The sequence below is a fragment of the Pseudodonghicola sp. genome (assembly GCF_048268305.1).
GTDB lineage: Bacteria > Pseudomonadota > Alphaproteobacteria > Rhodobacterales > Rhodobacteraceae > Pseudodonghicola.
In genome coordinates, this window is record NZ_JBLWVT010000010.1 from 151862 (window position 1) to 164577 (window position 12716).

Annotated in this window: 10 protein-coding genes; 5 read left to right on the top strand and 5 right to left on the bottom strand. The window is 67.6% G+C overall.

What is annotated here, in order from left to right:
- Positions 1-68: 68 nt before the first annotated feature.
- Together rpmB and meaB are read right to left on the bottom strand one after the other, a co-directional pair.
- Positions 69-362, bottom strand: a complete 294-nt coding sequence (gene rpmB / locus ACN0V4_RS18875; protein ID WP_417678992.1) for a 50S ribosomal protein L28 — start codon at positions 360-362, stop codon at positions 69-71.
- A 175-nt stretch (positions 363-537) separates the two neighbouring features.
- On the bottom strand, positions 538-1515 hold the full coding sequence (meaB, locus tag ACN0V4_RS18880; RefSeq protein WP_417678994.1) for a methylmalonyl Co-A mutase-associated GTPase MeaB: 978 nt from the start codon (positions 1513-1515) through the stop codon (positions 538-540).
- Positions 1516-1591: 76 nt separating this feature from the next.
- Here meaB and ACN0V4_RS18885 point away from each other — a divergent pair, with 76 nt between their 5' ends.
- A complete protein-coding gene (locus ACN0V4_RS18885) occupies positions 1592-2281 on the top strand; it encodes a DUF3108 domain-containing protein (protein WP_417678996.1) in 690 nt (229 codons plus the stop codon).
- 32 nt (positions 2282-2313) lie between these two features.
- A complete protein-coding gene (gene hrpB / locus ACN0V4_RS18890; RefSeq protein ID WP_417678998.1) occupies positions 2314-4782 on the top strand; it encodes an ATP-dependent helicase HrpB in 2469 nt (822 codons plus the stop codon).
- A 126-nt stretch (positions 4783-4908) separates the two neighbouring features.
- Here hrpB and argF read toward each other — a convergent pair whose 3' ends face one another.
- Positions 4909-5835, bottom strand: a complete 927-nt coding sequence (gene argF, locus ACN0V4_RS18895) for an ornithine carbamoyltransferase (RefSeq protein WP_417679000.1) — start codon at positions 5833-5835, stop codon at positions 4909-4911.
- A gap of 67 nt (positions 5836-5902) precedes the next feature.
- Positions 5903-7093 (bottom strand): aspartate aminotransferase family protein, encoded by a 1191-nt coding sequence (locus ACN0V4_RS18900; RefSeq protein ID WP_417679002.1) that lies wholly within the window; start codon positions 7091-7093, stop codon positions 5903-5905.
- 504 nt (positions 7094-7597) lie between these two features.
- Here ACN0V4_RS18900 and ACN0V4_RS18905 point away from each other — a divergent pair.
- Positions 7598-8188 (top strand): GcrA family cell cycle regulator, encoded by a 591-nt coding sequence (locus ACN0V4_RS18905; protein WP_417679004.1) that lies wholly within the window; start codon positions 7598-7600, stop codon positions 8186-8188.
- A gap of 157 nt (positions 8189-8345) precedes the next feature.
- Positions 8346-9212: a glutathione-dependent disulfide-bond oxidoreductase gene (gene yghU / locus ACN0V4_RS18910; protein WP_417679006.1), complete on the top strand. Its 867-nt coding sequence runs from the start codon at positions 8346-8348 to the stop codon at positions 9210-9212.
- Positions 9213-9291: 79 nt separating this feature from the next.
- Here the strand turns inward: yghU and ACN0V4_RS18915 are convergent, their stop codons facing one another.
- Positions 9292-10500, bottom strand: a complete 1209-nt coding sequence (locus ACN0V4_RS18915) for a pyridoxal-phosphate-dependent aminotransferase family protein (RefSeq protein ID WP_417679008.1) — start codon at positions 10498-10500, stop codon at positions 9292-9294.
- Between the two features lie 169 nt (positions 10501-10669).
- Here ACN0V4_RS18915 and ACN0V4_RS18920 point away from each other — a divergent pair, with 169 nt between their 5' ends.
- Entirely contained in the window at positions 10670-12526 is a 1857-nt protein-coding gene (locus ACN0V4_RS18920; protein ID WP_417679010.1) for an ABC transporter ATP-binding protein, read from the top strand.
- Positions 12527-12716 lie beyond the last annotated feature (190 nt).

Genomic DNA, 12716 nt, shown 5'->3' on the forward strand with positions numbered 1-12716 from the left:
AGCGCAAAAGGCAAAACCCCGCACCAGACGGTACGGGGTTCGCGAAATCTGCGATGGATCGAAAAGGATCAGGCAGCCTTGGCAGCGGCGGCCTTGGCGATCTCTTTCTTGATCTTCAGCGCGTTATCGGACAGTTCCTCGTCCTTGGCCTTGGCCAGGAAGGCGTCCAGACCACCACGGTGGTCGACGCTGCGCAGGGCGGCAGCCGAAATCCGCAGCTTGACGCCACGGCCCAGCGTTTCCGACTGCAGCGTCACATCATTCAGGTTCGGCAGAAAACGGCGGCGGGTTCTGTTGTTGGCATGGCTGACGTTGTTGCCAGTCATGGGGCCTTTACCGGTCAGTTCGCAACGGCGCGACATGGTTTTATCCTCGTCTTTTCTCGGGCGCTGTCGCGGGGTCTTGGCACCCCTTGCTTTGGCCCTGCAAATAACAGGGGCGCCGCTTTGGCAGCGCCCGGAATCTCGTTCGCAGGCTATTACGCGCGCGATAGGGAATCGTCAAGCCCTGCCGGCAAGGGACAGGGCCCTGCCCCCCTCACTTCCCCAGATGATCGCGCAACATCTCCTCCGCCGCCACAGCGGGCGAGATGTCACCTGCGGCCACCCGGGCCGAGAGATCGGCCATCGCCGATTTCGCCGCTGCCGTCTCCAGCCGCGCCAGCAAGGCCTGACGCACCTCCTGATCGAACCAGTAGAGCGCCTGATCGGCGCGCCGACGGTCCCAGAAGCCATTCTCGCGCCGCCAGCGAATCAGCGCCTGCATCTCGACCCAGGCCTCGGTCAGCCCCGCCTCGGTCTGGGCCGAGACCATCATCGCCTTGGGAAAGCCCTCCGGATCCTGCGGCCGCTTGCGCAGCAGCCTGAGCGCGCCCGCATAGTCCGAACAGGTCCGCGTCGCCGCCGGCTTCAGATCGCCGTCGGCCTTGTTGACCAGGATGATATCGGCCATTTCCATGATGCCGCGCTTGACGCCCTGCAGCTCATCGCCGCCGGCCGGGGCCAGCAGCAGGATGAAGAGATCGGACATCTCGGCCACCACGGTTTCCGACTGGCCCACGCCCACCGTCTCGATCAGGATCACGTCGAAGCCCGCCGCCTCGCACAGCTCCACTGCCTCGCGGGTGCGGCGCGCCACACCGCCCAGATGCGACTGGCTGGGAGAGGGGCGAATGAAGGCCATCGGATCGCGGCTCAGCCGCTCCATCCGGGTCTTGTCGCCCAGGATCGAGCCGCCCGACCGCGCGGAAGAGGGATCGACCGCCAGCACCGCGACCCGCAGCCCCTGAGCGGTCAGCATCATGCCGAACGCCTCGATGAAGGTGGATTTCCCCACCCCCGGCGTGCCCGACAGACCGATCCGCACCGCCTGGCGCCCGGCCATGCGCAGATGGTCCAAGAGCGCCGCCGCCTCGGCCCGGTGATCGGCGCGGCGGCTTTCCACCAGCGTGATCGCCCGCGCCAGCGCACGCCGGTCGCCGTTCAAGATCTTGTCACCGAGGTCCTGTATCTGCATGCCCATATCCTGCCGGTCCGGCGCCCTTCATGCCTTGGCCGGACGGCCTTTGTCCAGTGCGGAGGGCTGCGGCCGCATGACCCGGTGCCTGATCTGGAGCATCCTTCTGAGCCTGGCGCCCATCTGCCTCCGGGCCGAGCCGCTGGATGCGCGCTTCGCGGTGCAGGCGCTTGGGGTGAAGGTCGGGGACCTGGTGCTGACCGGCTCGGTCGAGGCCCGGCATTATACCGCCACCTCACAGTTCCGCACCACCGGGCTCGCCGGCGCGGTGGCCCGCGTGCGGTTTGTCCTGCGGGCCAGCGGCATCCGCACCAAAGACGGTTTCCGCCCCAGGTTCTACCGGGAGGAGATGAACACTGGCCGCCGCGACTCGCAGATCGACCTGCGCTTCGACGACGGCATCGCCCCGGCGGCCCTGTCCGGCGGCGTGATCGGCCGAGATGACCGGCGCGGCGCGGTCGACCCGCTGACCGCGATCCTGATGGTGCTGCGCGACCGCGACGATCGCCCGCCCTGCGCCCTGCGCCAGCGGGTGTTCGACGGGGAACGGCTGACCGAACTGCATCTTTTCAGCGAGGAGGCCGAGGCCGATGAGGTGATCTGCATCGGCACCTATCGCCGTCTGGCCGGATACCCCGAGGCCGAGCTGAGGCAGCGGCGCGAATTTCCCCTGCGCATCCACTATCGGGCGGAGGCCGGCCGGATGCGCGCCACCCGCATCCGGGTCGAAACGATCTATGGCCCCGCCGTGCTGCTGCGCCGCTAGACCCGCCCGCCGCTTTGTCGGATAAGGCGCGGATGACCCAGAGCCTGCCTATCGACACCGCCCTGCCCGACCTGCTGGAGGCCCTGCGCCAACAGGGCCGCGCCGTGCTGCAGGCGCCACCCGGGGCAGGGAAAACCACAAGGGTGCCGCTGGCGATGCTCGACGCCGGGCTGACGACGGGGCGCATCATGATGCTGGAGCCCCGCCGCCTTGCCGCCCGCGCCGCCGCCGAGCGGATGGCCGAGACGCTGGGCGAAACGCCGGGCCAGACGGTCGGCTATCGCATCCGCGGCGAGAGCAAGGTGTCGAAAACCACCCGGATCGAGGTGGTAACCGAAGGCATCCTGACCCGCATCCTGCAATCCGATCCGGAGCTGACCGGCATCGGTGCGGTGATCTTCGACGAATTCCACGAACGTTCCCTCAACGCCGACTTCGGGCTGGCGCTCTGCCTCGAGGTCGCGGGCGCCCTGCGCGACGATCTGATCCTGCTGGCGATGTCGGCAACGCTCGACGCCGGCCCGGTGGGCGATCTGATGGCCGCGCCGGTCATCACCTCGGAGGGGCGCAGTTACCCGGTCGAAACCCGCTGGCTCGACACCCCGCTCGGCCCCCGGGCCCGGCGGGACGAGGCGCTGGCCGATCTGGTGGTGCGGGCCGAGGCCGAGACGCGGAAACTGGGCGGCGGCCTCCTGGTCTTCCTGCCCGGAGAGGGAGAGATTCGCCGCGCCGAAACCGCCCTGGCCCGCCGCCTGCCCGCAGGCTGCCAGATCCGTCCGCTCTATGGCGCGCTGCCCTTCGCCGAGCAGCGGGCGGCGATCGAGCCCGCCGCATCGGGGCGCAAGGTGGTGCTGGCGACCTCCATCGCCGAAACCTCGCTCACCATTCAGGACGTGCGGGTGGTGGTCGACATGGGGCTGGCGCGGCGCGCCCGCTTCGATCCCGGCGCCGGCATGTCGCGGCTGGTGACCGAACGGGTGACCCGGGCCGAGGCGACACAGCGCGCCGGCCGCGCCGGCCGGGTGGCCGAGGGCGTCAGCTATCGGCTCTGGTCCAAGGGAGAGGACGGCGCCCTCGCCGCCTTCCCGCCGGCCGAGATCGAGGCGGCGGATCTGACCGGCCTCGCGCTCGACCTGGCGCTCTGGGGCGCCTCGGAACAGGATCTGGCCTTCCTCACCCCGCCCCCCGCCGGTGCGCTGGCCGAGGCGCGGGCGTTGCTGCGCCTGCTTGGCGCGCTGGACGACAAGGGCCGGATCACCGATCACGGCCGGGCACTGGCGGCGCTGCCGCTGCACCCGCGTGTCGCCCATATGCTGGTGCTCGCCGGCCCCGACGCCGCCCCCCTCGCCGCCCTGATCGAGGAGCGCGACCCGCTGCGCGGCGCGCCCTCGGATCTGACCCTGCGGCTCGAGGCGCTGCGCGATCTCAAACGTTTCACCGCCGAGCGCCCCTTCGAGGTCACCCGCCCGACGCTGGAGCGCATCCGGACCGAGGCCAAGCGCCTGCGCGCGCAAGCGCCCAGGGCGAGCCTGCCCGGCCTGTCCGCCGCCGCCATGGCGGCGCTCGCCTATCCCGACCGCATCGGCCAGCGTCGCAAGGGCGATGCGCCGCGCTATGTGCTCTCAGGCGGCAAGGGCGCGGTGATGGCCGCCGGCGACCCGTTGGCCGGCGCGCCCTTCGTGGTTGCCACCGACCTCGACGGCGACCCGCGCGAGGCCAAGATCCGCATGGCGGCGCAGATCGGCGAACGCGATATCCGCGAGCTTTTCGCCGACCAGATCGGCTGGGTCGATCTCTGCGAATGGTCGAAGCGCGACCGCCGGGTGGTGGCGCGCCGACAGGAACGATTCGGAACGCTGGTGCTGGACGACCAGACCTGGAAAGACGTGCCACCCGAGGCGGTAGCGCGTGCCATGCTCGACGGCGTGCGCGATCTTGGCCTGCGTCTCGAAGGCGCCGCCGCGCGCCTCGCCGCACGGGTGGAACTCTTGCGTGCCACCGGCGCCGATCTGCCCGATTTCTCCACCGACGGGCTGATGGCAAATCTCGAAGACTGGCTGCTGCCGATGCTGGACCGCGTGAAGACGGCCGAGGACTGGAGACGCTTCGACCCCCTGCCGGCGCTGCAGGCGGCGCTGAGCTGGGACCAGCAACAGGAGCTTGACCGCCGGGTGCCCGGATCGTTCATCACGCCCTTGGGGCGCAAGGTGCCGATCGACTATTCCGGCGGTGACGGGCCTGAGATCGCCCTGCGACTGCAGGAGCTTTTCGGCGTCACCACCCACCCGACCAGCGCCGGCCAGCCGATCAAGATCACGCTCCTCTCTCCCGCGCAGCGCCCGGTGCAGGTGACCCGCGATCTGCCCGGCTTCTGGGCCGGCTCCTATGCCGATGTGCGCAAGGATATGCGGGCGCAATACCCAAAACACCCCTGGCCCGAGGATCCGACCCAGGCCGACCCCACCCTGCGCACCAAGCGGCGCGACGCCGAAAGACGCTGACCCCTACCCCTCCACGCAAGCGCAAGCTTGGGAAGCCCGGACAAGACAGGCGACCGCGCCGGAGCGAGCCAAAAGAAAGGGCGCCCGCATGGCGCCCTTCTGATGTGACGGAAGATCGAGCCGGGCTCAGACGCCGAGACACCAGCGCATGACGGCCTTTTGCGCGTGCAGCCGGTTCTCCGCCTCGTCGAAGATCACCGATTGCGGCCCGTCCATCACTCCGGAGGTCACCTCCTCCTCGCGATGCGCCGGCAGGCAGTGCATGAAGAGCGCATCCGGCTTGGCGTGCTTCATCAGTTCGGCATTCACCTGATAGGGCCGCAGCAGATTGTGCCGCCGCTCTTTCGAACTCTGGCTGTCGTGCATGCTGACCCAGGTGTCGGCCACCACCAGATCGGCGCCCTCGACCGCTTTCACTGCGTCGCGCTCGATCACCACCTTGGAGCCCTTGCCGCGCGCGAAGCCCACGAACTCTTCTTCCGGGTCGAGCTGGGCCGGACCGGTGAAGGTGAAATCGAAGCCGAACTGCCCCGCCGCATGGATGAAGGAGGCGCAGACGTTATTCCCGTCGCCGCACCAGACCACCTTCTTGCCGGCGATCGGGCCGCGATGTTCCTCAAAGGTCAGGATATCGGCCATGATCTGGCAGGGGTGAGTGCGGTCGGTCAGCCCGTTGATCACCGGCACATCGGCGTATTCGGCCATCTCGGTCAGCACGGTTTCGTCGAAGGTCCGGATCATGATCATATCGACATAGCGCGACAGCACCCGGGCGGTATCGGCGATGGTCTCGCCATGGCCAAGCTGCATGTCGCTGCCCGAGAGCACCATGGTCTGCCCGCCCATCTGCCGGACGCCGACGTCGAAGGACACCCGGGTCCGGGTCGAAGGTTTCTCGAAGATCAGCGCCACCATGCGGCCGGCCAGCGGCTGCTCGTCATCGGGCGCCCCCTTCGGGCGGCCGAGGCGCGCCTGTTTCATCTGCCCGGCCTGGTCAATCATCCCCCGCAGGGCGGCGGGGTCGGTCTTGTAGATATCCAGAAAGTTATTCATCTTGCTTGCTTTTCTTGCTTTGGGCGGCCGCGCCACCCGGTAAGGAACGCGGCCGCGCCGCGCGGTCTTAGGCGGTTTCGCCCAGCTTGGCCTCGATCGTCTCGGCGGCGGCCTCGAGCCGGGTCAGCGCCTCGGCGATCTCGTCCTCGCTGAGGTTGAGCGGCGGCAGCAGGCGGATCACGTTGTCGCCGCCCGGCACGGTGATGACCAGATTGTCATAGCCCGCGACCACCACATCGCCGTTCGGCACCTTGCATTTCAGCCCCAGCATCAGGCCAAGGCCACGCACCTCTTCGAAGACCTGCGGATGAGCGGCGACCAGCCCTTCGAGCTTTTGCCGCAGCATCCCCGCCTTGCGGTTCACCCCATGCAGGAAGGCCGGGGTGTTGATCTGATCCATCACTGCGCAGCCCACGGCGCAGCCCAGCGGGTTGCCGCCGTAGGTGGAGCCATGGGTGCCCGCGGTCATGCCCGAGGCGGCCTCTTCCGTCGCCAGCACCGCGCCCAGCGGGAAACCACCGCCGATGCCCTTGGCCACCATCATGATGTCCGGGGTGATCCCGGCCCATTCATGGGCGAACAGCCGGCCGGTGCGGCCCATGCCGCATTGCACCTCGTCCAGCACCAGGAGGCAGCCCTTTTCGTCGCAAAGCGCGCGGATCGCCTTGAGATCGGCGTCGGCGATCGGGCGAATGCCGCCCTCGCCCTGCACCGGCTCCAGCAGGATGGCACCGGTGTTCTCGTCGATCGCCGCCTCGATCGCCGCCAGGTCACCCCAGGGCAGATGCTTGAAGCCGGGCAGGATCGGGCCGAAGCCCTTGACCATCTTCTCGGATCCCGCCGCCGCGATCCCCGCCGAGGATCGGCCGTGGAACGAGCCCTCGAATGCAATGATATCGGTCTTCTCGGGCAGGCCCTTCTCGTACCAGTACTTCCGCACCATCTTCACCGCCAGCTCGCAGGCCTCGGTGCCCGAGTTGGTGAAGAAGACGGTATCGGCAAAGGTCGCCTCGACCAGCTTGTCGGCCAGCGCCTCCTGCTGCGGAATGTGATAGAGGTTCGAGACATGCCAGACCCGATGCGCCTGATCGGTCAGCGCCGCGACCAACGCCGGATGGGCATGGCCCAGCGCGTTCACCGCGATACCGGCACCGAGGTCAAGGAAACGTCGGCCATCCGTCTCGATCAGCCAGGAGCCTTCGCCCTTGGCGAAGGAAAGCGGCGCACGGTTGTAGGTCGGCAGAACGGACGGGATCATAGGATCATCCTTTGCGGGTAGCACAGGCCCAAGGGAATGCCCCGACTTGGGCGGTTGGGTCAACGATTTGAGACAGATATGAGAGAGAACTGCACCGGAATTCCAGTGCAAAAGATCGAGAGGCGCCGTTACGCGCGGGCGCGTCGGCGTCGGAGCTGAAGGATTTGAGCCAGGTCGATCATGCCGGCCGCATAGCGCGGGCGGCTGGAAAAGGAAAGTCCCAATTGCCAATACCGGCGCCCGCCTCTGCCGCGCCCGCGCCACTGCGGCATCGAAACAACAGCGCCGCCGCCGTCGCCCGGCCCCGACACTGGCCCCGACACTGGCCCCGACACTGGCCACTTCGCCGGCCTCAATCCGCCTCCCAGCAGCCCGCCAATAGCCGCCCGGCATGCCGTGCCGCCTTGTATCTCGGCCAACAGTGATTAAAATAAGCTGCAGATGGGAAATGATCGGAGCGGCCGCCTCTGCGCAGGCCGCTCTTTGAGCTTTGAAAGGCATAAGATGTCCTGGACTGACGAGCGCGTGGAACTGCTCAAGAAAATGTGGGCCGAGGGCCAGTCGGCCAGCCAGATCGCCAAGGAGTTGGGCGGGGTGACCCGCAACGCGGTGATCGGCAAGGTCCATCGTCTCGGGCTGTCGAACCGCACCACCGGGACTGCGCCGGCCAAGGCCGAAACCAAGGAAAAGCCGATCGAGGCGCCGAAGCCCGAAGTCGCCGCCAAGCCCAAGCCCGAGCCGCGCCCGGAACCGGCCCCGCGCGCCCCGGTCGAGACCAAGCCCGCCGTCGAGCAGCGCCCGACGCCGCCGGCCCGCAAGCAGATCATCCCCGCCGGGCAGCCGCTGCCGCCGCAACCCTCGGCCAATGAAGTCAGCCCGGAGGCGCTCGCCAAGGTGAACGAGGTCGAGAAGAAGTCCAAGAAGCTCACCCTGATGGAGCTGACCGAGCGCACCTGCAAATGGCCGGTCGGCGATCCGGCGACCCCCGATTTCTGGTTCTGTGGCCTGCCGACGCAAGCCGGCAAACCCTATTGCGAGGCCCATGTCGGCGTCGCCTTCCAACCGATGAGCGCCCGGCGCGATCGGCGTCGCTGATCCTTGAACATGCTGGCGGCCCCGATCGGGACCGCCGGTCTTCGTGCAGCGCTGCACACCGCGCCCTGCACCGCCCCGGCTTGGCAAAGCCCGCGCGCAGGCTTACCCCTTGTGACATCCCGCCCGACGGAAATCTGTCGCAACAGGAGGAACGCGCATGGATACCCCCTATACCCCGCCCGAGGTCTGGACTTGGGACAAGCAGAGCGGCGGCCGCTTTGCCAGCATCAACCGCCCGATCGCCGGCCCGACCCACGATCAGCCGCTGCCCCGGGGCGAACATCCCTTCCAGCTCTATTCGCTGGGCACGCCCAACGGCGTCAAGGTCACTGTCCTGTTCGAGGAGCTGCTGGCCGCAGGTCATACCGGCGCGGAATATGACGCCTGGCTGATCAAGATCGGCGACGGCGATCAATTCGGGTCAGGCTTTGTCGAGGTCAATCCGAACTCGAAAATCCCGGCGCTGATGGACTACAGCGGCGCGCAGCCGGTCCGCGTCTTCGAGTCGGGCGCGATCCTGCTGCATCTGGCCGAGAAGTTCGGCGCCTTCCTCGGTGCCCCGCAGAACCGGGCCGAGATGCTATCTTGGCTGTTCTGGCAAATGGGCAGCGCCCCCTATCTGGGCGGCGGCTTCGGCCATTTCTACGCCTATGCGCCAGAGAAATGGCAATATCCGATCGACCGCTTCGCGATGGAGGTCAAACGCCAACTCGATGTGCTGGACCGCAACCTCGCCGAGCGGACCTTTATGACCGGTGACGACTATACCATCGCCGATATCGCCATCTGGGCCTGGTATGGGCAGCTTGCGCTCGGCCGTCTCTATGACGCGGGCAAGTTCCTCGACGTCGAAAGCTATGCCCATGTGCAACGCTGGGCGAGACAGATCGACGCCCGCCCGGCAGTGCTGCGCGGCCGCATGGTCAACCGTACTTACGGCAACCCCGGGCTGCAGCTTCACGAACGCCACGACGCTTCGGATTTCGATACCAAGACTCAGGACAAGCTCGCCCCCGAGGCCTGAGTAGAACGGCCTGAGTAGAACGGGCGCCGCCAGCGGCGGCGCCCCATCCCCGATCACAGGGGGCAAGGCCCCCGCCCGATCAGCGGCCCGCGATCACCTTCGCCGCCGCCTCGATGGCGCCAGACCCATGCGGAATGTCGAGCGCGGTCATCCCCGCTTCCATCCCGCCCAGCAGGCCCAGGATCATCTGGCCGTTGACATGGCCCATATGCCCCAGCCGGAAGAACCCGTCGCCCTTGGGATCATCGGGTTCGGACATGCCCAGCCCGATCCCCAGCGTCAGCCCGATATTCTCCTGCACCCAGCGGCGCAGCTCGGTCCCATGCGGCGCGCCGATCCTGAGCGCGGTGACCGCATGCGACCGCTGCGCCGGATCGGCGACGTTCAAGCGCAGCGGACCACCCTGGCCCCAAGCCTCGCAGGCCGCCCAGACCGCCTGAGCCAGGCGCGCGTGGCGAGCCCAGACATGCTCCATCCCCTCGGCGTGGATCATGTCGAGCGCCACCCGCAGCCCATAAAGGTGATGGGTCGGCGCGGTGCCGCCGAAATACTGGAAGAACGCCTCGGGTTCGGCCCGCGGCGCCCAGTCCCAATAGCGGCTGACGCGCGGCATCTTCGCCCGGACCGCCGCCGCCCGATCGTTGAAGAAGACAAAGGCCAGCCCCGGCGGCACCATCAGCCCCTTCTGGCTGCCGGTCACCGCCACATCGGCGCCCCAGGTGTCCATCTCGAAGCGGTCGCAGCCCATCGAAGCGATGCAATCGACCATCAGCAGCGCCGGATGGCCCAGATCGTCCAGCACCCGGCGCAGCCCGGGCACATCGTTGCGAACAGAACTCGAGGTATCCACATGCACGCCGAGCACCGCCTTGATCTTGTGCCCGGTATCGGCGCGCAGCGCCTCGGCGATGCGATCGAGGTCCCAGGGCACCGAACGGCCGAAATCGAGGATCTGCGTCTCGATCCCCAAGCCTTGGGCCATATCCGCCCAGCCCATGCCGAACCGCCCGGTCGCGGGAACCAGCACCGTCTCGCCCGGGGCCACGGTGTTCGACAGCGCCGCTTCCCAGGCGCCATGGCCGTTGCAGATATAGATCGCGGCATGATGCGCCGTCTGCGCCACCTTCTTGAGATCGGGGATGATCCCCGCCACCATCTCGACCAGCGGCCCCTCGTAAATGTTCGGCGCCGGGCGGTGCATCGCCTGCAGCACCGCGTCGGGCATCACCGAGGGGCCGGGAATCGCCAGATATTCCCGCCCTTGGGCGAGACTGATAGAATTGCTCATGTTCGGATGCCTGTCCTCAAGATCACCGCGCCAGACTAGTTGTGGCGCCGCCGCCGTCAATCGCAAAGCCCCACCGCAACGCAGGCCGCTTGCGCCAAAGCGTCTTGCGGCTTAAGTCCCAGCTCATGAGATATGCATATTCCTTTACCCCGCGACGGAGCCCGCGCACATGAGCCGTCGCCCCGCCTCTTCGCGTGAACTTCTGGGCTGGCTCTGGTCCGGCTATCTGCATCCGTTTACCTGGCTGATCGCTCTGGCCGTGGTCTTCATGCTGATCGAAGGCTCCACCGTCGGCGCCGTCAGCTACATGATGCAGCCGATGTTCGACGACATCTTCGTTCAGGGCAACTCCGGCTCGCTGGTCTGGGTCAGCCTGTCCTTTCTGGCCCTGTTCTCCATACGCGGGATCGCCGGCGGCGTGCAGAAAGTGCTGCTGACCTATATTTCTCAGGCCTCCGCCGCCAATCTCCGGCGCGATCTCCTGGCCCGCATGGTGCGCCAGGACAGCGCCTTTCACCAGACCCATCCGCCCGGCTTCCTGATCCAGCGGCTGCAATCCGACGTGAGCTCGATCAATCAGGTCTGGCAGATGGTCCTGACCGGCACCGGCCGCGATCTGGTGTCGCTGGTGGTGCTTCTCGGGGTGGCGATCAATGTCGACTGGCGCTGGACCGCGGTGATGCTGATCGGCGTACCGCTCTGCCTGATCCCGATCGGAATCGCGCAGCGCTATGTCCGCAAGAAGGCGGCGCAGGCGCGCGATCTGGGCGCCGATCTCTCCACCCGGCTGGACGAGATCTTCCATGGCATCGTGCCGATCAAGCTCAACAATCTCGAAAGCTATCAGGCCGAGCGTTTCGGCCGCCATATGGACGGTTTCGTCCGCGCCGAAGTCAAATCCTCGGTCGGCAGCGCCTCGATCTCGGGGCTGATCGACATCATGGCCGGCCTCGGTTTCATGGGGGTGCTGCTCTATGGCGGCGCCGAGATCATCGACGGCGAAAAGACCGTCGGCCAGTTCATGAGCTTCTTCACCGCCATCGGCCTCGCCTTCGACCCGATGCGCCGCCTCGCCAACATGAGCGCCGCCTGGCAGGTCGCGGCCGCCGCGCTGGAACGGCTGAAGGAACTGATGGACGCCCCCATCCTGCTGCTGTCGCCGAGCACGCCGAAACCCAGCCCCAAAGGTCTGCCCGAAGTGGTTTTGAAGGATGTCACCCTGCGCTATGGCACCGCCGAAGTGCTGCGCGGGCTCACCCTCACCGCAGAACCCGGCAAGACCACCGCGCTGGTCGGCGCCTCGGGGGCAGGGAAATCCACCATCTTCAACGTGCTGACCCGGCTGGTCGACCCGCAGGCGGGCAGCGTCACGGTGGGCGGCACCGCAGTCAAGGACATGACACTGGCCGACCTGCGCGGCCTGTTCTCGGTGGTCAGCCAGGATGCGCTTCTGTTCGACGAGACGCTGAAGGAGAACATCCTGCTCGGCCGCACCGATGTGAGCGATGCGGAACTGAAGCGCGTGCTCGACGCCGCCCATGTCTCCGACTTCCTGAAGAAACTGCCCAACGGGCTTGAGACGCTGGTGGGGCCCCGCGGCTCGGCGCTCTCCGGCGGGCAGCGGCAACGGGTGGTGATCGCCCGCGCGCTGCTGCGCAATACCCCCATCCTGCTGCTGGACGAGGCCACCAGCGCGCTCGACGCGCAATCGGAACAGGTGGTGCAATCAGCGCTCGACAAGCTGTCGGGCGGGCGGACCACCCTGGTGATCGCGCACCGGCTGGCAACCATCCGCAACGCCGACAAGATCGTGGTGATGGACCGCGGCCGGGTGGTGGACCAGGGCACCCATGAAGAGCTTCTGGCGCGCGGCGGCATCTATGCCGATCTCTACCGGCTGCAATTCCAGGACGGCAAGACGGTGATCGACCCGGTGGGCACCGCCGCGCTCGCCCCCCACGCCCCGGCGCTGGAGCAGCCGCAGCCGGGCTGGCTGAAGCGCGTGGTGCAAAAGCTCTTCGGCTGAGGATCGCCGGGCGCGCCGCCCGGGCGACCTCGTCGGCGGCCCGGACGGCCTTTCCGGGGCTACGCCCGTTCGCGGCTGAAAACAGTCCACTGGACTGTTTTCCTGGCGCCTTCCCGGGGCTACGCCCGTTCGCGGCTGAAAACAGTCCACTGGACTGTTTTCCTGGCGCCTTCCCGGGGCTACGCCCGTT

Excerpts from the sequence above, each read along its gene's own strand:
- ACN0V4_RS18915 (WP_417679008.1), bottom strand. The coding sequence starts at position 10,500 with ATGAGCAATTCTATCAGTCTCGCCCAAGGGCGGGAATATCTGGCGATT.
- rpmB (WP_417678992.1), bottom strand. The coding sequence starts at position 362 with ATGTCGCGCCGTTGCGAACTGACCGGTAAAGGCCCCATGACTGGCAAC.
- argF (WP_417679000.1), bottom strand. The coding sequence starts at position 5,835 with ATGAATAACTTTCTGGATATCTACAAGACCGACCCCGCCGCCCTGCGG.
- meaB (WP_417678994.1), bottom strand. The coding sequence starts at position 1,515 with ATGCAGATACAGGACCTCGGTGACAAGATCTTGAACGGCGACCGGCGT.
- yghU (WP_417679006.1), top strand. The coding sequence starts at position 8,346 with ATGGATACCCCCTATACCCCGCCCGAGGTCTGGACTTGGGACAAGCAG.
- ACN0V4_RS18885 (WP_417678996.1), top strand. The coding sequence starts at position 1,592 with ATGACCCGGTGCCTGATCTGGAGCATCCTTCTGAGCCTGGCGCCCATC.
- ACN0V4_RS18920 (WP_417679010.1), top strand. The coding sequence starts at position 10,670 with ATGAGCCGTCGCCCCGCCTCTTCGCGTGAACTTCTGGGCTGGCTCTGG.
- hrpB (WP_417678998.1), top strand. The coding sequence starts at position 2,314 with ATGACCCAGAGCCTGCCTATCGACACCGCCCTGCCCGACCTGCTGGAG.
- ACN0V4_RS18905 (WP_417679004.1), top strand. The coding sequence starts at position 7,598 with ATGTCCTGGACTGACGAGCGCGTGGAACTGCTCAAGAAAATGTGGGCC.
- ACN0V4_RS18900 (WP_417679002.1), bottom strand. The coding sequence starts at position 7,093 with ATGATCCCGTCCGTTCTGCCGACCTACAACCGTGCGCCGCTTTCCTTC.